This window comes from Pseudomonas sp. GM30, from assembly GCF_000282275.2.
Classification (GTDB): Bacteria; Pseudomonadota; Gammaproteobacteria; order Pseudomonadales; family Pseudomonadaceae; genus Aquipseudomonas.
Genome location: NZ_AKJP02000011.1, coordinates 518,003 through 543,046, shown reverse-complemented (window position 1 = coordinate 543,046; position 25,044 = coordinate 518,003). Strand labels below are relative to the sequence as shown.

General features: G+C 61.4%; 22 protein-coding genes and 1 other RNA gene. 18 read left to right on the top strand and 5 right to left on the bottom strand.

What is annotated here, in order from left to right:
• Window positions 1–135: 135 nt before the first annotated feature.
• From PMI25_RS10140 to PMI25_RS10125, 4 genes are all read right to left on the bottom strand, one after another.
• Window positions 136–714: a BON domain-containing protein gene (locus tag PMI25_RS10140; protein WP_007961621.1), complete on the bottom strand. Its 579-nt coding sequence runs from the start codon at window positions 712–714 to the stop codon at window positions 136–138.
• On the bottom strand, window positions 711–1,304 hold the full coding sequence (locus tag PMI25_RS10135; protein ID WP_007961622.1) for a phosphoheptose isomerase: 594 nt from the start codon (window positions 1,302–1,304) through the stop codon (window positions 711–713). The genes PMI25_RS10140 and PMI25_RS10135 overlap by 4 nt, the downstream gene beginning before the upstream one ends.
• 104 nt (window positions 1,305–1,408) lie before the next feature.
• Complete coding sequence (locus PMI25_RS10130; protein ID WP_007961623.1) at window positions 1,409–1,771, bottom strand: YraN family protein; 363 nt, start codon at window positions 1,769–1,771, stop codon at window positions 1,409–1,411.
• Entirely contained in the window at window positions 1,771–3,582 is a 1,812-nt protein-coding gene (locus tag PMI25_RS10125) for a penicillin-binding protein activator (RefSeq protein WP_007961624.1), read from the bottom strand. Before PMI25_RS10125 ends, PMI25_RS10130 begins: the two co-directional genes overlap by 1 nt.
• Window positions 3,583–3,759: 177 nt before the next feature.
• On the opposite strand from PMI25_RS10125, the gene rsmI reads away from it, so the two are divergent.
• The 18 genes from rsmI to lpxC all read left to right on the top strand — a co-directional run bounded on the left by rsmI (window position 3,760) and on the right by lpxC (window position 23,312).
• Window positions 3,760–4,665, top strand: coding sequence for a 16S rRNA (cytidine(1402)-2'-O)-methyltransferase (gene rsmI, locus PMI25_RS10120; RefSeq protein ID WP_081755201.1), 906 nt, complete (start codon window positions 3,760–3,762; stop codon window positions 4,663–4,665).
• 73 nt (window positions 4,666–4,738) lie between these two features.
• Window positions 4,739–5,092: RNase P RNA component class A (rnpB, locus tag PMI25_RS27705), an RNA gene on the top strand.
• 401 nt (window positions 5,093–5,493) lie between these two features.
• Window positions 5,494–5,949 (top strand): division/cell wall cluster transcriptional repressor MraZ, encoded by a 456-nt coding sequence (gene mraZ, locus PMI25_RS10115; protein ID WP_003228026.1) that lies wholly within the window; start codon window positions 5,494–5,496, stop codon window positions 5,947–5,949.
• Window positions 5,946–6,893 (top strand): 16S rRNA (cytosine(1402)-N(4))-methyltransferase RsmH, encoded by a 948-nt coding sequence (rsmH, locus tag PMI25_RS10110; protein WP_007961626.1) that lies wholly within the window; start codon window positions 5,946–5,948, stop codon window positions 6,891–6,893. The genes mraZ and rsmH overlap by 4 nt, the downstream gene beginning before the upstream one ends.
• Complete coding sequence (ftsL, locus tag PMI25_RS10105; protein ID WP_007961627.1) at window positions 6,890–7,183, top strand: cell division protein FtsL; 294 nt, start codon at window positions 6,890–6,892, stop codon at window positions 7,181–7,183. The genes rsmH and ftsL overlap by 4 nt, the downstream gene beginning before the upstream one ends.
• A complete protein-coding gene (locus PMI25_RS10100) occupies window positions 7,183–8,922 on the top strand; it encodes a peptidoglycan D,D-transpeptidase FtsI family protein (RefSeq protein WP_177325714.1) in 1,740 nt (579 codons plus the stop codon). Before ftsL ends, PMI25_RS10100 begins: the two co-directional genes overlap by 1 nt.
• Window positions 8,922–10,385 (top strand): UDP-N-acetylmuramoyl-L-alanyl-D-glutamate--2,6-diaminopimelate ligase, encoded by a 1,464-nt coding sequence (locus tag PMI25_RS10095; RefSeq protein ID WP_007961629.1) that lies wholly within the window; start codon window positions 8,922–8,924, stop codon window positions 10,383–10,385. The genes PMI25_RS10100 and PMI25_RS10095 overlap by 1 nt, the downstream gene beginning before the upstream one ends.
• Window positions 10,378–11,745 carry a UDP-N-acetylmuramoyl-tripeptide--D-alanyl-D-alanine ligase gene (locus PMI25_RS10090; protein WP_007961630.1) on the top strand — a complete coding sequence of 456 codons (1,368 nt, stop codon included), beginning with the start codon at window positions 10,378–10,380 and terminating at the stop codon, window positions 11,743–11,745. Before PMI25_RS10095 ends, PMI25_RS10090 begins: the two co-directional genes overlap by 8 nt.
• Complete coding sequence (gene mraY / locus PMI25_RS10085; protein ID WP_007961631.1) at window positions 11,745–12,827, top strand: phospho-N-acetylmuramoyl-pentapeptide-transferase; 1,083 nt, start codon at window positions 11,745–11,747, stop codon at window positions 12,825–12,827. Before PMI25_RS10090 ends, mraY begins: the two co-directional genes overlap by 1 nt.
• Before the next feature lie 5 nt (window positions 12,828–12,832).
• Window positions 12,833–14,179 carry a UDP-N-acetylmuramoyl-L-alanine--D-glutamate ligase gene (murD, locus tag PMI25_RS10080; RefSeq protein ID WP_007961632.1) on the top strand — a complete coding sequence of 449 codons (1,347 nt, stop codon included), beginning with the start codon at window positions 12,833–12,835 and terminating at the stop codon, window positions 14,177–14,179.
• Window positions 14,176–15,393: a putative lipid II flippase FtsW gene (gene ftsW / locus PMI25_RS10075; RefSeq protein ID WP_003228018.1), complete on the top strand. Its 1,218-nt coding sequence runs from the start codon at window positions 14,176–14,178 to the stop codon at window positions 15,391–15,393. The genes murD and ftsW overlap by 4 nt, the downstream gene beginning before the upstream one ends.
• The gene (gene murG / locus PMI25_RS10070; protein ID WP_007961633.1) at window positions 15,383–16,453 is read left to right on the top strand and encodes an undecaprenyldiphospho-muramoylpentapeptide beta-N-acetylglucosaminyltransferase; all 1,071 of its coding nucleotides are present in this window, start codon (window positions 15,383–15,385) and stop codon (window positions 16,451–16,453) included. Before ftsW ends, murG begins: the two co-directional genes overlap by 11 nt.
• Window positions 16,446–17,906: a UDP-N-acetylmuramate--L-alanine ligase gene (gene murC / locus PMI25_RS10065; RefSeq protein ID WP_007961634.1), complete on the top strand. Its 1,461-nt coding sequence runs from the start codon at window positions 16,446–16,448 to the stop codon at window positions 17,904–17,906. The genes murG and murC overlap by 8 nt, the downstream gene beginning before the upstream one ends.
• Entirely contained in the window at window positions 17,903–18,877 is a 975-nt protein-coding gene (locus tag PMI25_RS10060) for a D-alanine--D-alanine ligase (RefSeq protein WP_007961635.1), read from the top strand. The genes murC and PMI25_RS10060 overlap by 4 nt, the downstream gene beginning before the upstream one ends.
• 4 nt (window positions 18,878–18,881) lie before the next feature.
• A complete protein-coding gene (locus PMI25_RS10055; protein ID WP_007961636.1) occupies window positions 18,882–19,748 on the top strand; it encodes a cell division protein FtsQ/DivIB in 867 nt (288 codons plus the stop codon).
• A 15-nt stretch (window positions 19,749–19,763) separates the two neighbouring features.
• Window positions 19,764–21,023, top strand: a complete 1,260-nt coding sequence (ftsA, locus tag PMI25_RS10050) for a cell division protein FtsA (RefSeq protein WP_003228014.1) — start codon at window positions 19,764–19,766, stop codon at window positions 21,021–21,023.
• Window positions 21,024–21,091: 68 nt separating this feature from the next.
• Window positions 21,092–22,288, top strand: coding sequence for a cell division protein FtsZ (ftsZ, locus tag PMI25_RS10045; RefSeq protein WP_007961637.1), 1,197 nt, complete (start codon window positions 21,092–21,094; stop codon window positions 22,286–22,288).
• 112 nt (window positions 22,289–22,400) lie between these two features.
• Window positions 22,401–23,312 (top strand): UDP-3-O-acyl-N-acetylglucosamine deacetylase, encoded by a 912-nt coding sequence (lpxC, locus tag PMI25_RS10040; RefSeq protein ID WP_007961638.1) that lies wholly within the window; start codon window positions 22,401–22,403, stop codon window positions 23,310–23,312.
• Between the two features lie 176 nt (window positions 23,313–23,488).
• Here the strand turns inward: lpxC and PMI25_RS10035 are convergent, their stop codons facing one another.
• Window positions 23,489–24,997, bottom strand: a complete 1,509-nt coding sequence (locus tag PMI25_RS10035; RefSeq protein ID WP_007961639.1) for a sensor domain-containing diguanylate cyclase — start codon at window positions 24,995–24,997, stop codon at window positions 23,489–23,491.
• Window positions 24,998–25,044: the final 47 nt, after the last annotated feature.

The following is a 25,044-nucleotide window of genomic DNA, read 5'->3' as shown; positions in this document are numbered from 1 at the left end:
AGAGGGTCGCCTTTTTTATATCTGTTCTATTTCTGTAGGAGCTGTCGAGTGGAGCGAGGCTGCGATCTTTTGATCTTGATCTTAAAAACAAAATCAAAAGATCGCAGCCTGCGGCAGCTCCTACAGAAGTACGGATCAGTCGATGTATTCGAACAGCTTCACGATTTTCTGCACACCGGAAACGCTCTGCACCAGATTGGTCGCCTGTTGCGCTTCCTGCTTGGTCAGCAGGCCCAGCAGATAGACGATGCCATTCTCGGTCACGACTTTGATGCGCGAGCCGGGAATGCTGGCATCGGTCAGCATCTGGGTCTTGATCTTGGTGGTCAGCCAGGCGTCGTTCTGGCGGGCGAGGAAGCTCGAAGGCGCGATCACTTGCAGCTCGTTGTGCACCTTCTTCACGCGCTGGACGTTGGCGGCGGCCTGTTCGGCCTTGGCCTTGAGGTCTTCGCGCGGCGTCTGGCCGGCGAGCAGCACCACGCCGTTGAAGCTGGTGACGACGATATGCGAGTCCTTGTCCAGGCCAGGGTCGGCCTTGGCCACGTTGACGCCGACTTTGGTCTCGATCAGCGAGTCGTCAATTTTACTGCCGAAGGTTCGGGTGCCGCGGTCGTCTTCAATCGGCGCCTCGCGGCTGGCATTCACCACCGAGGTGCAGCCGCTGATGCCGAGGCACAGGGTCAAGGCCAGAAGGCCAAGGCGATTAGGGGTCATTCTTCACTCCCGAACAGTTGGCTGTCGATCAGATCGCAGAGGCAATGGATCGCCAGCAGATGGACTTCCTGAATACGTGCAGTGACATGGGCCGGTACGCGAATCTCGACATCTTCAGGCAGCAGCAGCGAAGCCATGCCGCCGCCATCGCGGCCAGTCAATGCTACGACAATCATTTCGCGATCATGTGCGGCCTGGATCGCCTGAATAATGTTGGCCGAGTTACCGCTGGTCGAAATCGCCAGCAATACATCGCCTGGCTGACCCAGTGCGCGGATCTGCTTGGAGAACACTTCGTTGTAGCTGTAGTCGTTGGCGATCGAGGTGATCGTCGAGCTGTCGGTGGTCAGGGCGATGGCCGGCAGGCTCGGGCGCTCGCGCTCGAAGCGGTTGAGCAGCTCCGAGGAGAAGTGCTGGGCGTCGCCGGCAGAGCCGCCGTTGCCGCACGAAAGCATTTTGCCTTCGTTGAGCAGGGCGTTGACCATGATCTGGCTGGCTTGCTCGATGTGCGGTGCAAGTACGTCCATCGCCTGTTGCTTGGTGTCGATACTGGCCTGGAAAAGCTGGCGAATTCGGGATTGCATGTCCATCTGTGTGACCTTAAGTGGCGCGGCTGTTCGGCACGTGAATGTGCAGCCCGCAAAGCAAAGAGCAAAAATTGTCGGTGAAAGTGTCCGGGGTGGTGTGCAGAGAATCAACCATCGAACGCATTCTGCAACCAGTTCAACTGATCCGGGTGCCTGTCGATGGCCACCACGTCGAAGCGGCAAGGGGAATCGGCCCAGCGTGACTCGCGCTGAAGAAAATACTGCGCGGCGAAAATCAGTTTCTGCCGTTTGCGCTCATCGATGCTAGCGAGCGCGCCACCCCATTGAGTGTTTTTTCTGTAGCGGACTTCGACGAATACTACTGTATCGCCATCAAGCATGACCAGATCAAGCTCGCCCCGTTTACATGACCAGTTCTGCGCCAGCAGGCGCAGACCCTGGTGTTGCAGATGCTCGAGCGCCTGGCGCTCGGCATCTTTACCGCTTTGCAGGTGCGAGCCGTCGGGCATCAGCGCGGGGTGTCCGGCAGGCGCTGAACCTGACCGCTGACGAACTGCGCCCAAGGCAGTTGGCGTACAACGCGCTGGGTCTGAGTCATGCCGAGGCTGCCGGACTCTCCTTCGATGCGGCTGTCTGGCAGGGCCTTGAGTTGACCCAGGCGCGGAGCCAGGCGATAGGCATCCACGCCCATCGCGTACAGACGACCGAGGCTGCCGGCGGCCTGTGGCCATTGCGCAACCACTTGCTGACGCAGCGGGTCGCTGGTTTCCAGCAGCCACGGCGTTTCGCAGAAACGCACACCGTTCATGTCGTTGTACTGGTTCACGTCGCCACTGGCGCTGTACACGTGGGAAGTCGCGTAGACCGGAACGTCACCGGCGTACTGGAAGTTCAGGGTCGGCTTGATCTGCTGCGCCTGCTGCGGCGTGGCGGCCAGGAAGATGAATTCGATGTCCTGACGGCGTGACGGCTGCGCGGCTACGTTGGTGCCGGCAGCGTTCTGCAGGCTCTTGGCGCGGGCTTCGCTTTGACGCAGCTGGAACATGTCGGCGATCTGCTGGGCCAGTTGCACCGGCTGATCGACACGTTCGGTGGCAACGATGCTGCCGCCATTGGCCTGCCAGTCCTGGCTGAACGCACGCAGTACGCGATCGCCCCATTCACCTTTCGGCACCATGATGGCGGCGCGATGCAGGCCGTCGGCGCGGGCACGGCGCGAGACTTCGCGGGCTTCGTCTTCAGCGGCCAGACCAAACTGGAACAGTTGCGCCGGACCTTGATCACCTTCGCTGTAGTTCAGCGCGAGGGTGGTGATTGGCAGTTGCGGACGGGTGCTCAGTTGTTTGACCAGCGGTTTTTCCAGCGGGCCGACCACCAATTGCACGCCATCAGCCTGGGCCTTGCGGTAGAACTCGTCCATCGAGGTCAGCTTGGAGCTGTCGTAGAACTCGATGGCGGGCGGCTTCTGGCCGGCCTGTTGCGCTTGATAGTGCGCCGCCATGAAGCCTTCACGCAGGGCCTTGCCGACCGAGGCCAGCGGGCCGTCTTGCGGCAGCAGCAGGGCGATCTTGCTCAGGGGCTGGCTGGCCAGTTCCTTGAGTTTGGTCAGGGGCAACGGCAGGTTGATCGCTGCCGGGTGTTTTGGATTCTGCGCGCGCCAGGCGTCGATCGCGGCTTGCTGTTGTTCCAGGGTGCCGGCGGTTTTCACGGCCAGGGCCAGGCCCATCCAGCCGCCAAGATCATCGGCGGTGTTGGGTTGCAACTGATCGGTCGGCAGCGAAGCGATCAGGGTCCAGATCGCTTCGTGGTTCTTGCTTGCGGCTTCGTCTTTGAGCATTGGCGCGATGAAAATGCGCTCGCGAGCGGCAGCCAGGGTCTGGCCGTCGGCTTCCAGTGCGCGGGCATGCACGGTGCCAGTGCGCACTTGCTGATCTTCCGGCATTTCGCTCAGGTGTTGCAGGCTCGGATGGCTCAGGGCGGTCAGCGCAGCTTTCGGCTGATTGCGGGTCATCGCCAGTTCAGCGGACAGGGTGCTGGCGAAGATCTGCTGGCCCGGCTTCAACTGCTCCATCGGCACTTGTTGCAGGATCTGCGCGGACTGGCCCGCATTGCCCTGACGATAAGCCAGGTCTGCCGCGCTCAGGCGCAACAGGGCGGCTTTTTCCGGCGTCTTGGCCTGGGTAGCCTGTTCGAGCAGTTGCTCGATGCTGGCATCCGGAGTCCGTGGAAGTTCGCCAAGGCTGGAGGAAGGGGAACTGGCGCAGGCCGCCAGCAAGGCAGCGAGGCAGAGGGCAGTGAACAGCCGCAGGCAAGCGATCATGTAAGTGTTCCTGATACTCGATCAAATTAGCGTGGAATTGTACCCAAGCACTGGCCGGGGCGCGATGTTACTGGCGTGAATCAATCAATTTAGCTGGAGTAAATGTTGCGGCGGCGCACAACTGCGTGCAAAACCGCGCTCGGCGCATACGGTTCGCAAGCCTCGTGACGCGTTACAATGCCGGCTTTTACCGAACACGAGGTGTGCGCTTTGACTGCTCCAGGTCCTTTGAATTCCGCTGCTGGCTCGCTTTATGTGGTGGCGACGCCCATCGGCAACCTGGACGACATCAGCGCCCGGGCCCTGAAAATCCTCCGCGAAGTGGCGTTGATCGCCGCTGAAGACACGCGACACTCGGCGCGACTGATGCAGCACTTCGGCATTTCCACGCCGTTGGCAGCCTGCCATGAACACAACGAACGTGATGAAGGTAGCCGCTTTATTACCCGTTTGCTGGCGGGCGATAACGTCGCGCTGATTTCCGATGCCGGGACGCCACTGATTTCCGATCCGGGTTACCACCTGGTGCGTCAGGCGCGGGCGGCGGGGATCAATGTGGTGCCGGTGCCGGGTGCCTGTGCGTTGATCGCTGCGCTGTCGGCGGCGGGGCTGCCCTCCGACCGGTTCATCTTCGAAGGCTTCCTGCCGGCCAAGTCGGCAGGGCGCAAGGCGCGCCTGGAAGCAGTCAAGGAAGAGCCGCGCACGCTGATTTTCTACGAGGCCCCGCATCGCATTCTCGAATGCCTGCAGGACATGGAAGCGGTGTTCGGTGGCGAGCGTCAGGCGTTGCTGGCCCGGGAAATCACCAAAACCTTCGAGACGCTCAAAGGCCTGCCGCTGGCCGAGCTGCGTGCATTTGTCGAGTCCGACAGCAATCAGCAGCGCGGCGAGTGTGTGGTGCTGGTCGCCGGCTGGTCTGCACCGGAGTCCGAAGATGCGGTCAGCAGCGAAGCGATGCGCGTGCTCAATCTGTTGCTCGAAGAGATGCCGCTCAAGCGAGCTGCCGCCCTGGCCGCGAAAATCACCGGCGAGCGTAAAAACGTCCTGTATCAGGTTGCACTGGAACAGCAGAAGGGCGAGTAACCCGTCGCGCAGACGGGTTTCACGGCTATTAGCGCTTGTTCTTCGGGCGCTCTGCCGTTAACCTGCGCGGCGGAGAGTCGATCGGACAGTCGCTGCCCTCTATGAAAATTAGGGGGGGGAGGAAAGTCCGGGCTCCATAGGGCGAAGTGCCAGGTAATGCCTGGGAGGCGTGAGCCTACGGAAAGTGCCACAGAAAATAACCGCCTAAGCGCTTCGGCGCCGGTAAGGGTGAAAAGGTGCGGTAAGAGCGCACCGCACGTCTGGCAACAGTTCGTGGCTAGGTAAACCCCACTTGGAGCAAGACCAAATAGGGTCCCAAGGCGTGGCCCGCGCTGGGACCGGGTAGGTTGCTAAAGATGTCCAGTGATGGCCATCGTAGACGAATGACTGTTCAAGACAGAACCCGGCTTACAGATCGACTCTCCACCTTTTTCTTTCCCTGCTTGAATCAATGGCATCAGGGCTGGTTATTATCGGCAGGCCTGCGCTAAAGTCCGGCAGCGGCACATGCAGTAATAGCCATTTCCCACCTTGCTTCAATCAACAGCAGAAGCGCTTTTGTAATACCGAAAAAATCTTACTCTTAACAAATTACTTTAACTTCCGAGCGCAGCTTTCCGTGTTGCATCAAGTTATTGGCCAAAAGTATCCGCCAAATTGTCGTTACCCCTCCTTTTAAGCTCCTAAATCTCCGTTCTGTAAGGGTTTTCCTTTGATCCGCGCCTTGACGGTGTGGTGGGCGCATTCCTATAGTGTGCGCAAGTGGCGGAAAGTGGCATGAAGTGGGTTTTTTGAGCTCAAAACGATAAAAATTGGAGAAACGCTGACGTGTTTCGCGGAGCTAACGCTATCAGTCTCGATGCAAAGGGCCGTCTCGCCATGCCGAGCCGGTACCGTGACGAGCTCGTTTCGCGTAGTTCCGGCCAATTGATCGTGACCATTGATGCCGTTGATCCGTGCCTGTGTGTCTACCCGCTCGACGAGTGGGAAATCATTGAAACCAAGTTGCGCGCACTCCCTTCGCTTCGCGAAGAGAACCGTCGCCTGCAGCGTTTATTGATTGGTAATGCCGTCGACCTCGAACTCGACGGCAGTGGTCGTTTTCTGGTTCCACCGCGTCTGCGCGAATACGCAAAGCTTGATAAGAAAGCGATGCTGGTGGGCCAACTGAACAAGTTCCAATTGTGGGACGAGGATGCATGGAACGCGGTGTCTGCCGCTGACCTTGCTGCTATTCAACAACCGGGCGCCATGCCTGACGAACTGCGTGATTTGATCCTGTGACTATTGATAGCGGCTTTAACCACATCACCGTACTGCTTGACGAAGCCGTCGAGGCTCTCGCCGTACGTCCTGATGGCTGCTATCTGGACGGTACGTTCGGGCGCGGCGGGCACAGTCGGCTGATCCTCAGCCAGCTCGGGACGGACGGTCGGCTCATCGGGTTCGACAAAGATCCACAAGCGATTGCCACCGGGCAAACGCTAGCGGCCGAAGACGGCCGCTTTGTCGTTGTGCAGCGCAGCTTTGCCGAACTGGGTTCGGTGGTTGCCGAGCAAGGTCTGAGCGGCAAGGTCAGCGGTATCCTGCTCGACCTCGGCGTGTCTTCGCCGCAGCTCGACGACGCCGAGCGCGGCTTCAGCTTCCTCAACGACGGCCCGCTGGACATGCGCATGGATCCGTCCCGTGGCATCAGCGCCGCCGAGTTCGTCAACACCGCGCCGGTGGAAGAAATCGCCCGGGTGTTCAAGGAATACGGCGAAGAACGTTTCTCCGGGCGCATGGCCCGTGCCGTGGCCGAGCGCCGCGACATCAAGCCGTTCGAGCGCACTGCTGATCTTGCCGAAGTTCTGAAAGTCGCCAACCCGGCGTGGGAGAAGGGCAAGAACCCGGCGACCCGTGCATTTCAGGGGTTGCGCATTCACGTCAACAACGAACTGGGTGATCTGGAGGCTGGCCTCGAAGCCGCACTGGATGCTCTGGAAATCGGTGGCCGTCTGGTGGTCATCAGCTTCCACTCGCTGGAAGACCGTATCGTCAAACTGTTCATGCGCAAGCTGGTGAAAGGCGAAGCCGACAACCTGCCGCGCAACCTGCCCGTGCGCCACGTGGCGTTCGAACCGAAAATCAAAATCCACGGCAAAGCGCAGACGGCCTCCGACGCCGAACTCAAAGCCAACCCACGTTCCCGTAGCGCTGTCATGCGTGTCGCGGAGAAGTTGCGGTGAGCAAGCTTTTCGCCAAGCCCCTGCCAGGCGGCAGCTTTATCATGCTGCTGCTGTTTATCGGCGTGCTCGTGTCAGCCATCGGCGTGTCTTACAGCGCGCACTGGAACCGGCAGTTGCTCAACAATCTTTATAACGAACTCAGCGTGCGCGACAAGGCGCAGGCCGAGTGGGGGCGCCTGATTCTCGAGCAAAGCACCTGGACTGCGCACAGCCGCATCGAAGTGCTGGCCACCGAACAACTGAAAATGCACATCCCTGGCGCGGCTGACGTGAAGATGGTGGCGCCATGATGAAACTCGAAGGCGCACTTTTCCCGTGGCGCTTCCGCCTGATGGTGGCCCTGCTCGGCGTGATGGTCGCGGCGATCTGCTGGCGCATCATCGACCTGCAGGTGGTTGACCGTGACTTCCTCAAAGGGCAGGGCGATGCGCGCAGTCTGCGTCATATCCCGATTCCTGCTCACCGTGGTCTGATCACCGACCGTAACGGCGAGCCTTTGGCCGTGAGTACCCCAGTGACCACGCTGTGGGCCAACGCCAAGGAAATGCAGACAGCCAAAGAGAAGTGGCCAGCACTGGCCGCCGCGCTGGGTCAGGACCCGAAAGCCCTTGCCGAACGTCTCGAAGCCCAGGCCAACAAAGAATTCATTTACCTGGTACGCGGGCTGACCCCCGAGCAGGGCCAGGCTGTGCTCGACCTGAAAGTGCCGGGCGTTTACGGCATCGAAGAATTCCGCCGCTTCTATCCGGCTGGTGAAGTCACCGCGCACATGGTCGGCTTTACCGACATTGACGATCACGGGCGCGAAGGCGTCGAGCTGGCCTACGACGAGTGGCTGGCCGGGGTGCCGGGCAAGCGGCAGGTCATCAAGGATCGGCGCGGTCGGCTGATCAAGGATGTCCAGGTCACCAAGAACGCCAAGGCCGGCAAGCCCTTGGCGTTGTCGATTGACCTGCGCCTGCAATACCTGGCCAACCGCGAGCTGCGCAACGCGATCATCGAGAACGGCGCCAAAGCCGGCAGCCTGGTGATCATGGACGTGAAGACCGGCGAGATCCTCGCCATGGTCAACCAGCCGACCTACAACCCGAACAACCGTCGCAACCTGCAGCCGGCGATGATGCGTAACCGCGCGATGATCGACGTGTTCGAACCGGGTTCGACCATGAAAGCGATCTCGATGAGCGCCGCCATCGAGTCCGGCCGCTGGAAGCCGAGCGACACCGTCGAGGTGTATCCGGGGTCCCTGCAGATCGGCAAGTACACGATCAAGGACGTTTCCAAGACCGAAGGCCCGGTGCTGGACATGACCGGCATCCTGATCAATTCCAGTAACGTCGGCATGAGCAAGGTCGCGTTCGATATCGGTGGCGAGACCATTTACCGTCTCGCACAGAAAGTCGGCCTCGGCCAGGATACCGGTCTGGGTTTCCCGGGCGAGCGTGTCGGCAACCTGCCGAACTACCGCGACTGGCGCAAGGCGGAAACCGCGACGCTGTCTTACGGCTACGGTATTTCCGTGACCGCGATCCAGCTGGTTCACGCCTTCTCGGCGCTGGCCAACAACGGTCGTCTGGCGCCGCTGACCCTGATCAAAACCGACAAGCCGCCGCAGACTACCCAGGTGCTGCCGGAAGCCGTCGCGAAAACCATGCAGGGCATGCTGCAGCAAGTGATCGAAGCACCGCGCGGTGTGTTCCGTGCGCAGGTGCCGGCGTATCACGTGGCCGGCAAGTCGGGTACTGCACGTAAAACGTCGGTGGGCACCAAGGGCTACGCCGAAAACTCCTACCGTTCGCTGTTCGCCGGTTTCGGCCCGATGAGCGATCCACGTTACGCCATCGTGGTGGTGATCGATGAACCGTCCAAGGCCGGTTACTTCGGTGGTCTGGTGTCGGCGCCGGTGTTCAGCCGTGTGATGTCCGGCACCCTGCGTCTGATGAACGTGACCCCGGACAACCTGCCGACCACCCAACAGGCCAACGCTACCCCGGTCGTTCCGCTGAAAGCCAATGGAGGGCGCGGCTGATGTCATTAAGTCTGAACAAGATATTCCCCCACGCCGGCCACGATCTGTTGATCCGTGAATTGGCGCTGGACAGCCGTAACGTACGCGCGGGTGACCTGTTCCTCGCTGTGCCCGGCGGCAAGTTCGATGGCCGTGCGCACATCGCCGATGCCTTGCAGCGTGGCGCGGCCGCGGTTGCCTATGAAGTGGAAGGCGCCACCGTGCTGCCGATCACCGAAGTGCCGCTGATTCCGGTCAAGGGCCTGGCGGCGCAGCTGTCCGATATCGCCGGGCGCTTTTATGGCGAACCGAGCCATCACCTGAACCTGATCGGCGTCACCGGCACCAACGGTAAAACCAGCGTGACCCAACTGGTCGCGCAGGCACTCGATCTGCTCGGTCAGCACTGCGGCATCGTCGGTACGCTGGGCTCCGGCTTCTATGGCGCGCTGGAAAGCGGCCTGCACACCACGCCGAATCCGATTGCCGTGCAGGCGACCCTCGGCGACCTGAAAAAGGCCGGGGCCAAAGCCGTGGCCATGGAAGTATCGTCTCACGGTCTGGATCAGGGCCGGGTCACGGCATTGGCGTTCGACGTCGCGGTGATGACCAATCTGTCTCGCGATCACCTGGATTATCACGGCACCATGGAGGCGTACGCCGAGGCCAAGGCCAAGCTGTTCGCCTGGAATGACCTGAAGTGCCGCGTGGTCAACCTCGACGACGATTTCGGTCGGCAACTGGCCGCCGAGAAACGCGATTCGCGCCTGATCACTTACAGCCTGCTCGACAGCAGCGCCTACCTGTTCTGCCGTGAAGCGCAGTTCGATGACCACGGCGTACGCGCCACGCTGGTCACGCCGCAGGGCGAACATCATCTGCGCAGCACGCTGCTCGGTCGTTTCAACCTGAGCAACGTCCTGGCGGCGGTCGGCGCCTTGCTCGGTCTGGATTACGCCCTCGACGAAATTCTCAAGGTGCTGCCGAAACTCGAAGGCCCGGCCGGACGCATGCAGCGTCTGGGTGGCGGCACTCAGCCGCTGGTGGTGGTCGATTACGCCCACACCCCGGATGCGCTGGAAAAGGTTCTGACTGCATTGCGCCCACACGTCAAAGGCCAGTTGCTGTGCCTGTTCGGCTGTGGCGGTGATCGTGACCGCGGCAAGCGTCCGCTGATGGCCGAAGTGGTCGAGCGTCTGGCTGATCGCGTACTGGTCACCGATGACAACCCGCGTACGGAAGATCCGACACAGATTTTCGACGACATCCGCGCAGGTTTCACTGCTGTGGATAACGTCACCTTCGTCGCCGGCCGTGGTCAGGCGATTGCGCAACTGATCGCTGGCGCTTCGGCGGATGACGTGATCGTTCTGGCGGGCAAAGGCCACGAGGACTATCAGGAAATCAACGGCGAGCGGCACGCTTTCTCCGATCTGGTCGAGGCCGATCATGCCCTCACCGCGTGGGAGGTGGCACATGCTTAAGGCCCTGACATTGAGCGAGCTGACCAACGTGCTCGACGCCCGTCTGATCAGCACCGACGCCAGTTTTGATGGAGTCAGCATCGACAGCCGTGCGATCACCGCTGGCCAACTGTTTATTGCCCTGACTGGCCCGCGCTTCGATGGTCACGACTATCTGAACGACGTCGCCGGCAAAGGCGCGGTCGCGGCACTGGTCGAGCGTGAAGTCGCCGACAGCACGTTGCCGCAATTGCTGGTCAAGGACACCCGTCAGGCCCTCGGCCAATTGGGCGCCTTGAACCGTGCGGCATTCACTCAGCCAGTCGCGGCCATCACCGGTTCCAGCGGCAAGACCACGGTCAAGGAAATGCTCGCGAGCATTCTGCGTACCCGCGGCCCGGTGCTGGCGACGCGCGGCAATCTGAACAACGACCTCGGCGCACCGCTGACCCTGCTCGAACTGGCGCCGGAACACACCGCCGCCGTGATCGAACTGGGCGCTTCGCGTCTGGGTGAAATCGCCTACACCGTCGGGCTGACCAAGCCGCACGTGGCGATTCTCAACAACGCCGGTACCGCTCACGTTGGCGAGTTCGGCGGGCCGGAAAAAATCGTCGAAGCCAAAGGCGAAATCATTGACGGGCTGGCAGCGGATGGCGTTGCTGTGCTCAATCTCGATGACAAGGCTTTTGGCATCTGGAAGCTCCGCGCCGGCGCACGCAAGGTGCTGACCTTCTCCCTGAGCAATCCTCAGGCAGACTTCTACGCCAGCGACCTGAGCACCGATGCCCGGGGTTGCCCGGCGTTCAACCTGCATACACCTGAAGGTGTGGAGCACGTTCAGCTGAACCTGCTCGGCACCCATAACGTCGCCAACGCCATGGCTGCCGCCGCTGCCGCTCACGCCTTGGGCGTGTCGCTGTTCGGCATTGCCACCGGGCTTGGCGCGGTACAACCGGTCAAGGGTCGCACCGTCGCGCAACTGGCGAAGAACGGCATGCGCGTGATCGATGACACTTACAACGCAAACCCCACCTCCATGTGCGCTGCCGTTGATATACTCGCCGGCTTTTCCGGCCGCACCGTCCTGGTGCTCGGAGATATCGGCGAGTTGGGCGACTGGGCGGAGCAGGGGCACCGCGACGTGGGCGAATACGCCCGGGGCAAGGTTTCCGCGCTTTACGCGGTCGGACCGAACATGGTCCACGCCGTGAACGCATTCGGTAAAGAGGCGCATCACTTCGGTACGCAAGCCGAACTGATCCAGGCCCTCGACGCCGAGCAGGACACAAACACCACCATTTTGATCAAGGGTTCGCGCAGTGCAGCGATGGAAAACATCGTTGCGGCTCTGTGCGGGTCCAGTCTGGAGAAACATTAATGCTGCTGCTGCTAGCGGAGTATCTGCAACAGTTCTACAAAGGCTTCGCGGTCTTCCAGTACCTGACCCTGCGCGGGATCCTCGGTGTGCTGACCGCGCTGGTTTTGTCGCTGTGCTATGGCCCGTGGATGATCCGCACCCTGCAGAACCGTCAGATCGGCCAGTCGGTTCGCAATGACGGCCCGCAATCGCACCTGTCCAAGTCGGGTACGCCGACCATGGGTGGCGCACTGATTCTGTCTTCCATCGGTGTCAGCACCCTGCTGTGGGCTGACCTGAGCAACCGCTACGTGTGGGTCGTGCTGCTGGTGACGCTGCTGTTCGGCGCCATCGGCTGGGTCGACGACTACCGCAAAGTGATCGAGAAGAACTCCCGGGGCTTGCCAAGCCGCTGGAAGTATTTCTGGCAGTCGGTGTTCGGTCTGGGCGCGGCGATCTTCCTTTATATGACCGCGACCACGCCGGTGGAAACCACCCTGATCCTGCCGATGCTCAAGGACTACAGCATTCCGCTGGGCGCCGGTTTCATCGTGCTGACCTACTTCGTGATCGTCGGCTCGAGCAACGCGGTCAACCTGACTGACGGCCTCGACGGTCTGGCGATCATGCCGACGGTGATGGTCGGCGGCGGTCTGGGGATTTTCTGCTACCTGTCGGGTAACGTGAAATTCGCCGAATACCTGCTGATTCCTTACGTGCCGGGCGCGGGCGAACTGATTGTATTCTGCGGCGCACTGATCGGTGCCGGCCTCGGGTTCCTCTGGTTCAACACCTACCCGGCGCAGGTGTTCATGGGCGATGTCGGTGCACTGGCACTCGGCGCGGCACTGGGTACCATTGCGGTGATCGTGCGTCAGGAAATCGTCCTGTTCATCATGGGCGGCGTGTTCGTGATGGAAACCCTGTCGGTGGTCATCCAGGTTGCTTCTTTCAAAATGACCGGTCGCCGCGTGTTCCGCATGGCACCGATTCATCATCACTTTGAACTCAAGGGCTGGCCCGAGCCACGCGTGATCGTCCGTTTCTGGATCATCACCGTGATTCTCGTGCTGATCGGCCTTGCCACCCTGAAGCTGAGGTAGAACGAGTGTCTCTGATCGCTTCTGACCACTTCCGCATCGTTGTCGGTCTCGGCAAGAGCGGCATGTCCCTGGTTCGCTTCCTGGCGAACCGGGGCGTGTCGTTTGCCGTCGCCGATACGCGGGACAATCCACCGGAACTGGCCACGCTCAAGCGTGACTATCCGCACGTGGAAGTGCGTTGTGGCGAGCTGGACGTCGAATTCCTGTGCCGCGCCGACGAGCTCTACGTGAGTCCCGGCCTGGCGCTGGCGACCCCGGCCCTGCAAGCCGCTGCCGCCCGTGGCGTGAAAATGGCCGGCGATATCGAGCTGTTCGCGCGTAACGCGCGGGCGCCGATCGTGGCCATCACCGGATCCAACGCGAAAAGCACCGTCACCACTTTGGTCGGCGAGATGGCGGCTGCGGCCGGCAAACGCGTCGCGGTCGGCGGCAACCTCGGTACGCCAGCGCTGGAATTGCTCAGTGATGACGTCGAGCTGTACGTGATGGAGCTGTCGAGCTTCCAGCTGGAAACCACTGACCAGCTCAACGCTGAAGTGGCCACCGTGCTCAACATCAGCGAAGACCACATGGACCGCTACAGCGGCCTGCCGGCGTATCACCTGGCCAAGCACCGGATCTTCCGTGGCGCGAAGCAGTTCGTGGTCAACCGTCAGGACGCACTCAGCCGTCCGCTGATCGGCGAGGGCCAGCCATGCTGGACCTTCGGCCTGAACAAACCGGATTTCAAGGCTTTCGGCCTGCGCGAAGAAGACGGCGAGAAATACCTGGCCTTCGAATTCCAGAACCTGATGCCAGTGCGCGAACTGAAAGTGCGCGGCGCGCATAACCAGGCGAACGCCCTCGCGGCGCTGGCGCTGGGGCATGCGGTCGGCCTGCCGTTCGATGCCATGCTCGATGCCCTGCGTAACTTCACCGGCCTCGAACACCGCTGCCAGTGGCTGCGTGATCTCGACGGCGTCGGTTACTACAACGATTCCAAAGCCACTAACGTCGGCGCCGCACTGGCCGCCATCGAAGGCCTGGGTGCGGATATCGACGGCAAGGTCGTGCTGATCGCCGGTGGCGACGGCAAGGGCGCCGAGTTCAACGATTTGCGTGATCCAGTGGCGGCCAACTGCCGCGCCGTAATCCTGATGGGCCGCGACTCCGACAAGATCGGCGAGGCCATCGGTGACGCCGTGCCACTGATTCGCGCGACCTCACTGGTCGACGCCGTTGCGCAATGCCGCGCGGTCGCCCAACCCGGTGACGTGGTGCTGCTGTCGCCGGCCTGCGCCAGTTTCGACATGTTCAAGAATTACGAAGACCGTGGTCACCAGTTCGTCCGCGCCGTGGAGGATCTGGCATGAGCCTGCGCAATATCATTAAGCCGTACCCGTCACCGATCATCACCGGCCGTGGCATCGACCTCGACTTCCCGATGCTCGCCGGTTGCCTGGCACTGCTGGGCCTGGGCCTGATCATGATCGCCTCGGCCTCCACCGAAGTGGCGGCGGCGCAGTCGGGCAGCGCGCTGTACTACATGATTCGCCACCTGATCTACGTGGCGCTTGGCCTGGGTGCCTGCATCATCACCATGATGATTCCGATCGCCACCTGGCAGCGTCTGGGCTGGATGATGCTGATCGGCGCATTCGGTCTGCTGGTGATGGTGATCGTCCCGGGGATCGGCCGTGAAGTGAACGGGTCGATGCGCTGGATCGGTTTCAGTTTCTTCAACGTGCAGCCGTCGGAGATCGCCAAAGTGTTTGTGGTGATCTACCTCGCCGGTTATCTGGTGCGTCGGCAGAAAGAAGTGCGCGAGAGCTGGATGGGCTTCTTCAAGCCGTTCATCGTGCTGCTGCCAATGGCGGGTCTGTTGCTGATGGAGCCGGACTTCGGTGCCACCGTGGTAATGATGGGGGCTGCGGCGGCGATGCTGTTCCTTGGCGGGGTCGGATTGTTCCGCTTCTCGCTGATGGTGGTGCTGGCAGTCGGGGCCGTGGTCTTGCTGATTCAGATGCAGCCGTACCGCATGGCGCGTCTGACCAACTTTGCCGACCCGTGGGCTGACCAGTTCGGCGCCGGTTACCAGTTGTCGCAGGCATTGATCGCCTTCGGTCGCGGTGAGTGGCTGGGCGTCGGCCTGGGCAACAGCGTGCAGAAACAGTTCTACCTGCCTGAAGCGCATACCGACTTCGTGTTCTCCGTACTGGCCGAAGAGCTCGGCGCCGTCGGTTCGCTGTGCACCGTCGCGCTGTTCGTGTTCGTGTGTATCCGTGGCATGTACATCGGTCTGTGGGCCGAGAAGGCCAAGCAGTTCTTCGCCGCTTATGTGGCTTACGGTCTGTCGTTCCTGTGGATCGGTCAGTTCCTGATCAACATCGGGGTGAACGTCGGCCTGCTGCCGACCAAGGGCCTGACCCTGCCGTTCCTCAGTTATGGCGGCAGTTCCCTGGTGATCTGCTGCGCCTGCCTCGGCTTGTTGCTGAGGATCGAGTGGGAGAGTCGGACCCACCTGGGCAGTGAAGAGATGGAGTTCCATGAGAGCGACTTCGCCGAGGAGCCGAACCATGGGCGCTAACGTATTGATCATGGCCGGCGGCACCGGCGGCCACGTGTTCCCGGCGCTGTCCTGTGCCCGCGAATTTCAGGCGCGCGGCTACACCGTGCACTGGCTCGGCACGCCACGCGGGATCGAGAACGAACTGGTGCCGGCTGCCGGTCTTGAACTGCACCGCATCAATGCCACCGGGTTGCGTGGCAAGGGCAAGCTGTCGCTGCTCAAGGCACCGTTCATGTTGCTCAAGTCGGTGTGGCAGGCGCGGGCGGTGATTCGCCAGCTGCGTCCGGTCTGCGTAGTCGGCTTCGGTGGTTATGTGACCGGGCCTGGCGGGATTGCCGCGAAACTGGCCGGTGTGCCGGTGATCGTTCACGAGCAGAACGCCGTGGCCGGCACCGCCAATCGGTTGCTGGTGCCGTTCGCCGCCCGGGTGTGTGAAGCGTTCCCCGACACCTTTACTCTGTCGGACACCCGCCGTACCACCGGAAATCCGGTGCGCAGCGAGCTGTTCCTCGAAACAACGCGACCGGCTCTGGCTGGGCGCAAAGCGCGTTTGCTGATCCTCGGCGGAAGCCTGGGCGCAGAGCCGTTGAACAAGTTGCTGCCTGAAGCCCTGGCGCAAGTCCCTGCCGATTTGCGTCCGGAAGTGTTTCATCAGGCCGGCAAAAACCACGATGCAGTGACTGCAGAGCGCTACCGCGCCGCCGGCGTCGATGCGCAGGTGCAGCCGTTCATCAAAGACATGGCCCAGGCCTATGGCTGGGCTGACCTGGTGGTGTGCCGCGCTGGCGCGCTGACCATCAGTGAGCTGGCTGCCGTTGGTCTGCCCTCGATGCTGGTGCCTTTGCCCCACGCGATCGACGATCACCAGACCCGCAACGCCGATTATTTGGCCCGTGAAGGCGCAGCCTTCGTGATGCCGCAAAGAACGACTGGTGCCGCGGACCTTGCCGCGCGCCTGACAGAGGTCTTGATGCAACCGCAACGACTCGAAGAAATGGCCCAAGCGGCCCGCCGTCTGGCCAAACCCGATGCCACCCGTAGCGTGGTCGATACCTGCCTGGAGGTGGCCCATGGTTGAGAATCAGAAAGCCATGCCACAACCGGAAATGCGCCGCATCCGTCGCATCCACTTCGTCGGTATCGGTGGCGTGGGCATGTGCGGCATCGCTGAAGTGTTGCTGAACCTGGGCTATGAAGTGTCCGGTTCCGACCTGAAGGCTTCGCCGGTGACCGAGCGTCTGGAATCGTTCGGTGCGCACATCTATATCGGCCACCGCGCCGAGAACGCTGCGACCGCCGACGTGCTGGTAGTCTCGAGTGCCGTCAACACCTCCAACCCGGAAGTGGCGACCGCCCTTGAGCGCCGCATCCCGGTAGTGCCGCGTGCCGAAATGCTCGCTGAGCTGATGCGCTATCGCCACGGCATCGCCGTTGCCGGTACTCATGGCAAAACCACTACTACCAGCCTGATCGCTTCGGTGTTCGCCGCTGGTGGCCTCGATCCGACGTTCGTCATCGGTGGCCGACTGAATGCGGCGGGCACCAATGCCCAGCTCGGCACCAGCCGCTACCTGATCGCCGAAGCCGACGAAAGCGACGCCAGTTTCCTGCACCTGCAACCGCTGGTGGCCGTGGTCACCAACATCGACGCCGACCACATGGCGACCTACGACGGTGACTTCAACAAACTGAAGAAAACTTTCGTCGAGTTCCTGCACAACCTGCCGTTCTACGGTTTGGCGGTGATGTGCCTGGACGATCCGGTGGTGCGTGAAATCCTGCCGCTGGTCAAACGTCCGACCGTGACCTACGGCTTCAGCGAAGACGCCGACGTGCGCGCGATCAATGTGCGCCAGCAAGGCATGCAGACCTTCTTCACTGTGCTGCGCCCGGATCGCGAGCCGCTCGATGTGTCGGTGAACATGCCGGGCAACCACAACGTGCTCAACTCGCTGGCGACCATCTGCATCGCCACCGACGAAGGCGTCAGCGACGAAGCCATCGTCCAGGGCCTGTCCGGGTTCCAGGGCGTTGGCCGACGTTTCCAGGTTTACGGCGAACTGCCGGTGGACGGCGGCAACGTGATGCTGGTTGACGACTATGGTCACCACCCGACCGAAGTCGCCGCCGTGATCAAGGCCGTGCGCGGTGGCTGGCCGGAGCGCCGTCTGGTGATGGTCTACCAGCCGCACCGTTACAGCCGCACCCGTGACCTGTATGACGATTTCGTCAATGTACTGGCCGACGCCAACGTGCTGTTGCTGATGGAAGTCTATCCGGCCGGCGAAGAGCCGATCCCTGGCGCGGACAGCCGCAAGCTGTGCAACAGCATTCGTCAGCGCGGTCAGCTCGACCCGATCTACATCGAGCGCGGTGTCGACCTCGCGCCGCTGGTCAAGCCGCTGCTGCGTGCCGGCGACATCCTGTTGTGCCAGGGCGCCGGGGATATCGGCGGTCTCGCGCCGAAGCTGTTGAAAAGTGAATTGTTCGCCGGCGCCGTGGCGGCGTCGGTCGAGGGGAAGTTGAAATGACTGCTGCCTACGCCAACCTGTTCTCCACCATCGCGCCGAAAGACTTCGGCCGGGTCGCCGTGCTGTTCGGTGGCATGAGTGCCGAGCGTGAGGTTTCGCTGAAATCCGGTAACGCCGTGCTCGACGCGCTGCAAAGCGCGGGCGTGGACGCGTTCGGGATCGACGTCGGCGAGGATTTTCTGCAGCGTCTGCTGAATGAAAAGATCGACCGCGCGTTCATCATTCTCCACGGTCGTGGCGGTGAAGACGGCTCGATGCAGGGCCTGCTCGAATGCGCGGGCATTCCGTACACCGGCAGCGGCATCCTCGCCTCGGCACTGGCGATGGACAAGCTGCGCACCAAGCAGGTCTGGCACAGCCTCGGGATTCCGACGCCGCGTCACGCCGTGCTGTGCAGCGAAGCCGATTGTATTTCCGCGGCGACGGAACTGGGCTTCCCTTTGATCGTCAAACCGGCGCATGAAGGTTCAAGTATCGGGATGGCCAAAGTGAGTTCTGCGTCCGAGTTGATCGACGCATGGAAAGCGGCCAGTACCCACGATTCGCAAGTCTTGGTGGAGCAATGGATTCAAGGTCCGGAGTTCACCATCGCCACCCTGCGTGACCAGGTGTTGCCTCCTATCGCCCTGGGTACACCGCACACGTTCTACGACTACGACGCCAAGTACATCGCCAACGATACCCAGTACCGCATTCCGTGCGGGTTGGATGCCGCCAAGGAGCAGGAACTCATGGATCTCACGGCCAAGGCCTGTGAGGCGCTGGGTATTGCCGGTTGGGGCAGGGCGGACGTGATGCAGGACGCCGACGGGCAGTTCTGGTTCCTCGAAGTGAACACCGCACCGGGCATGACCGATCATAGTCTGGTGCCGATGGCGGCCCGTGCTGCCGGTCTGGACTTCCAGCAACTGGTTCTGGCCATTCTGGCCGCCAGTGTTGAGGGCTCCGGTCATACAGAGGCGCGAGGTTAAGACCATGCAAGGCGCTCATCTCAGACATCAGCCACCCGCACCCGGCCGCAAGCCGGTGCCGCGGGGTGCCAGCCGAATGGTGGCCAAAGAGCCGATGTCCGCGCGCCTGCCGAAAGCCAATTTCGGCTTTCTGAAAAGCCTGTTCTGGCCGGTGCTGCTGGTGGCGCTCGGGTTCGGCACCTACGAAGGCGCGCAGCGTTTGCTGCCGTACGCCGACCGGCCGATCACCAAGATCGCCGTGCAGGGCGACCTGAGCTACATCAGTCAGCAAGCGGTGCAGCAGCGAATCGCCCCGTACGTGGCGTCGAGCTTCTTCACCATTGATCTGGCCAGCATGCGTACCGAACTTGAGCAGATGCCCTGGATCGCCCACGCCGAAGTACGCCGGGTGTGGCCGGATCAGGTGGTGATCCGCCTCGAAGAGCAACTGCCGGTGGCCCGTTGGGGCGACGAGTCGCTGCTCAACAACCAGGGTCAGGCATTCACGCCAAAGGAGCTGGCGAACTACGAACACCTGCCACAGCTGTTCGGCCCACAGCGGGCCCAGCAGCAAGTGATGCAGCAGTATCAGGTGCTGAGCCAGATGCTCCGGCCGCTGGGCTTCTCGATCGCGCGCCTGGAACTGCGTGAACGTGGCAGCTGGTTCCTGACCACCGGTGCCGGCAGCTCCGGCCCCGGCATCGAGTTGCTGCTGGGACGCGGCAACCTGGTGGAAAAGATGCGCCGCTTCATTGCCATCTATGACAAGACGCTTAAAGACCAGATTACGAACATTGCGCGCATCGATCTGCGCTACGCCAACGGCCTCGCTGTTGGCTGGCGGGAACCAGTAGCGCCGACGACAGCCCAACCCGCTGTCGCAAAGAATTAAGAAGAGGCAGGACCCATGGCAAACGTGCAAAGCGGCAAAATGATCGTCGGTCTGGATATCGGCACCTCCAAGGTGGTGGCGCTGGTAGGCGAGGTCGCGGACGACGGCACGCTGGAAATCGTCGGTATCGGTACTCACCCGTCCCGCGGCCTGAAGAAGGGCGTGGTGGTGAACATCGAGTCGACCGTGCAATCGATCCAGCGTGCGATCGAAGAAGCCCAACTGATGGCGGGCTGCCGCATTCACTCGGCGTTCGTCGGCGTGGCCGGCAATCACATCCGCAGCCTGAACTCCCACGGCATCGTGGCGATTCGTGACCGCGAAGTGAGCTCGGCTGACCTGGAGCGCGTACTCGACGCCGCCCAGGCCGTGGCGATCCCGGCTGACCAGCGCGTGCTGCACACCCTGCCGCAGGATTACGTGATCGATAACCAGGAAGGCGTCCGCGAGCCTCTGGGCATGTCCGGCGTCCGTCTGGAAGCCAAGGTTCACGTGGTCACCTGCGCCGTCAACGCTGCACAGAACATTGAAAAATGCGTGCGTCGCTGCGGTCTGGAAATCGACGACATCATTCTCGAGCAACTGGCCTCGGCCTACTCGGTGCTGACCGATGACGAAAAAGAGCTGGGCGTGTGCCTGGTCGACATCGGCGGCGGCACCACCGACATCGCGATCTTCACCGAAGGCGCGATCCGCCACACTGCGGTGATCCCGATTGCCGGCGATCAGGTGACCAACGACATCGCCATGGCGTTGCGCACCCCGACCCAGTACGCCGAAGAGATCAAGATCCGCTACGCCTGCGCCCTGGCCAAACTGGCCGGTGCCGGCGAAACCATCAAGGTGCCGAGCGTTGGCGACCGTCCACCGCGCGAACTGTCGCGTCAGGCCCTGGCCGAAGTGGTCGAGCCACGTTACGACGAACTGTTCACCCTGATCCAGGCCGAGCTGCGTCGCAGCGGCTACGAAGACCTGATCCCGGCGGGCATCGTCCTGACCGGCGGTACCTCGAAAATGGAAGGCGCCACCGAACTGGCCGAAGAAATCTTCCACATGCCGGTGCGCCTGGGCGTGCCGCATGGCGTGAAGGGCCTGGATGACGTGGTGCGCAACCCGATTTATTCCACTGGCGTTGGCTTGTTGATGTACGGCCTGCAGAAGCAGTCCGACGGGATCTCGTTCTCGGGCATCGGCAGCCGCGACAGCTACAGCAACGATGAGCCACAAGCGCCGTTGCTGGACCGATTGAAGAAGTGGGTTCAAGGCAACTTCTAAAGCTTTACCGCAACACCGTTACAAAAATGCAGTAGGCGAAAAAACTAGAGAATGTAAGGAGAGGGAAAATGTTCGAACTCGTAGACAACATCCCCGCAAGCCCGGTAATCAAAGTTATCGGTGTTGGCGGTGGCGGCGGCAACGCTGTCAACCACATGGTCAAGAGCAACATCGAAGGCGTCGAATTCATTTGCGCCAACACTGATGCTCAAGCGCTGAAAAACATCGGCGCGCGCACCATCCTGCAACTGGGCACCGGCGTGACCAAAGGTCTCGGCGCTGGCGCCAACCCTGAAGTAGGTCGTCAGGCCGCTCTCGAAGACCGTGAGCGCATTGCCGAAGTCCTGCAGGGCACCAACATGGTGTTCATCACCACTGGCATGGGCGGCGGTACCGGTACCGGTGCTGCACCGATCATCGCCGAAGTGGCCAAGGAAATGGGGATCCTGACCGTTGCGGTCGTGACCCGTCCGTTCCCGTTCGAAGGCCGCAAGCGTATGCAGATCGCCGACGAAGGCATCCGCATGCTCTCCGAAAGCGTCGACTCGTTGATCACCATCCCTAACGAGAAGCTGCTGACCATCCTCGGTAAAGACGCAAGCCTCTTGTCGGCTTTCGCCAAGGCTGACGACGTACTGGCCGGTGCCGTTCGCGGTATCTCCGACATCATCAAGCGTCCGGGCATGATCAACGTCGACTTCGCCGACGTGCGTACCGTGATGAGCGAAATGGGCATGGCGATGATGGGCACTGGCTGCGCCAGCGGTCCGAACCGTGCGCGTGAAGCGACCGAAGCGGCCATCCGCAACCCGCTGCTGGAAGACGTGAACCTGCAAGGTGCACGCGGCATCCTGGTGAACATCACCGCCGGTCCTGACCTGTCCCTGGGTGAGTACTCCGACGTGGGTAGCATCATCGAAGCCTTCGCTTCCGAGCACGCAATGGTCAAGGTCGGTACCGTTATCGATCCGGACATGCGCGACGAACTGCACGTCACCGTGGTTGCCACCGGTCTGGGCGCGAAAATCGAGAAGCCTGTGAAGGTCATCGACAACACCGTTCACACCTCCATGGCTGCCGCTCAGGTGCAACAACCGGCTCCTGCGCGTCAGGAAGCTCCGGCGGTGAACTACCGTGACCTGGACCGTCCGACCGTCATGCGCAACCAGGCTCAGGCCGGTGCTGCGACTGCCGCGAAGATGAACCCGCAGGACGATCTGGATTACCTGGACATCCCGGCATTCCTGCGTCGTCAGGCCGATTGATGGAATGTATCAGGGCTATGACGGTGATTGGTGTTCAGCAAAGGCTCGGTCTGCTATTATCGCCAGCCTTTGTTGATACCAGTTCGCAATTTGCGCTGAAGCGGCCCAAGCCATGATTAAACAACGCACACTGAAAAATATTATCCGTGCCACAGGTGTAGGCCTGCATTCCGGGGAGAAGGTCTACCTGACCCTCAAGCCTGCGCCTGTCGACACTGGCATTGTGTTTTGTCGCGCTGACCTCGACCCTGTGGTGCAGATCCCTGCCCGCGCGGAAAACGTCGGTGAAACCACTATGTCGACGACGCTGATCAACGGCGACGTCAAAGTGGACACGGTAGAGCACTTGCTCTCGGCCATGGCTGGCCTGGGCATCGATAACGCCTACGTCGAGCTCTCCGCGTCCGAAGTCCCGATCATGGATGGCAGCGCTGGACCGTTCGTATTCCTGATTCAATCGGCTGGCCTGGAAGAGCAGGACGCCGCCAAGAAATTCATCCGCATCCTGCGTGAAGTGACAGTGGAAGACGGCGACAAGCGCGCCACTTTCGTCCCTTTCGAAGGGTTCAAGGTGAGCTTCGAGATCGATTTCGATCACCCGGTTTTCCGGGACCGCACCCAAAGTGCAAGCGTGGATTTTTCCAGCACTTCGTTCGTAAAAGAAGTCAGCCGCGCCCGTACTTTTGGTTTCATGAGTGACATCGAGTACCTGCGCAAGCACAACCTCGCACTCGGCGGCAGCGTTGAAAACGCGATCGTGGTGGATTCCGATGGTGTACTGAACGAAGACGGCCTTCGCTACGAAGACGAATTCGTGAAGCACAAGATCCTCGATGCGATTGGCGACCTGTACCTGCTGGGTAACAGCCTGATTGGTGAGTTCAAAGGCTTCAAGTCCGGTCATGCACTGAACAACCAGCTGCTGCGCAAGTTGATTGAGCAGACAGATGCGTGGGAAGTCGTGACGTTCGAAGACGCCAGCACTGCACCGATCTCTTACATGCGCCCGGTTGCGGCGGTGTAAGTAAAAAACCTCTCTAGTTTTTTGAAGGCCATCCTCGGATGGCCTTTTTTTATGCCTGCGGTTTTTGTGTTGCCTGGGCTGGCCTTATCGCGAGCAAGCTCGCTCCCACAAGGGAACGCATTCCAAATGTGGGAGCGAGCTTGCTCGCGATAAGGCCAGTTCAATCGCCGAAAAAATCAGCCAGCCACCACCACCCGATTGCGCCCCCCTTCTTTGGCCTGATACAACGCCTTGTCCGCCGCAAACAGCAGTTGCTCAAGCGACATCTCGACCGTTGCCGTCCAGGTGCTGATGCCGATGCTGACGGTCATCGCCACGTCCGCGCCCTCGACCCTCGGCATTTGCTCGACCGCCTGGCGGATATGCTCGGCAATCTGTGCGGCGCCGCTGCTGTCGGTTTCGGCGAGGATCACCGAAAACTCTTCACCGCCGTAACGGGCGACCAGATCCCCAGGTCGTCGTACGTTCGCCGTGATCACCTTGGCCAGCTCACGCAGCGCCTGATCACCGGCCTGATGCCCATGACGGTCGTTGAAGGCCTTGAAGTGATCGGCATCGATCATCATCACCGACAGCGGTTTGCCCGAACGCTGGGCGCGGAACCATTCGTGGCGCAGCGCCTGATCGAGCATCCGCCGGTTGGCCACGCCGGTCAGCGCATCGGTGGCGGCCAGTTGCGCCAATTCGCGCTCGGCACGCTGGCGCAGGCGCAATTCGCGGGCAAGCAGCCAGGTCAGCCATAGCAGCCCGACACACAGCACGCCGGTGGCGCCACTGATCAACAGCGCGGTGCGGCGCCAGGTGCCGAACACCTCATCACTGGAGAGCGCGACCATCACTGTCAAAGGCAGATTGCCGACCCGCGAATAGGTGTAGAGCCGTTGCTGATGATCCATGCTCGAGGTGCTGGTGAAACTGCCGCTACCATCCTTGTCGCCGAGAATTCGCACCACGTTGGGCCGGTTTCCGAAACTCTTGCCGATGGAGTCGCTTTGCAGATAAGGCTTCTGCGCCAGCAGCACGCCGTCGCTGTTGATGATGTTCAGCGTGCTGTCCTTGCCGATGTCGAGGCTGTTGAACAGTTGATCGAAGTAGTCGAGCTTCATCGACGCCACCGCCACGCCTGCGAACTCACCGGTGTTGGAGGAGATCCGCCGACTGAAGCTGATACGCCATTGATTGGCGTCGTCGCAATCGCAGCGGGTCTTGAATGGGCGGCTGATAAACATGCCGATATCGCGGTTGAAGGCATGGGCGAGAAAGTAATCGCGGTCGGCGAAGTTGCCCGGCTTGGGTTCAACCCGCGACGAGTCGGCGACCACATCGCCATGCTTGTCGAGCAGCAGGATGTCGCCCTTGAAGCGCGCAGTAGTGGAGCGGTCGAACAGCGCGAGATGGCGGATCTGCGGGGTGACATCGCGCAAGTCGTCGCGCTGGGCGGCGGCGATCAGGCCTTGCAGGGTCAGGTCGTACAACTCGACCGTGCGCAGGACGTCGGCGTCGATCAACTGGGCGATGGTGGTGGCGCTGCGGGTGGCCGATTCCTGAGCGTTGGCGTGCTCACGAATCAGCAAAAAAGTGACGATGCACAGAATCGCGATCACGGTCAGCGAACTGCCGCAGATCAGCAGCAATTCGGGGCGTCCGGTCTTGCCCGCCAGAGGTGGGGTACGGCTCGCGATCATGATGGGCTGTCGGTTGGGGTGAGACTTATAAGAGTAGTTGCACAAAC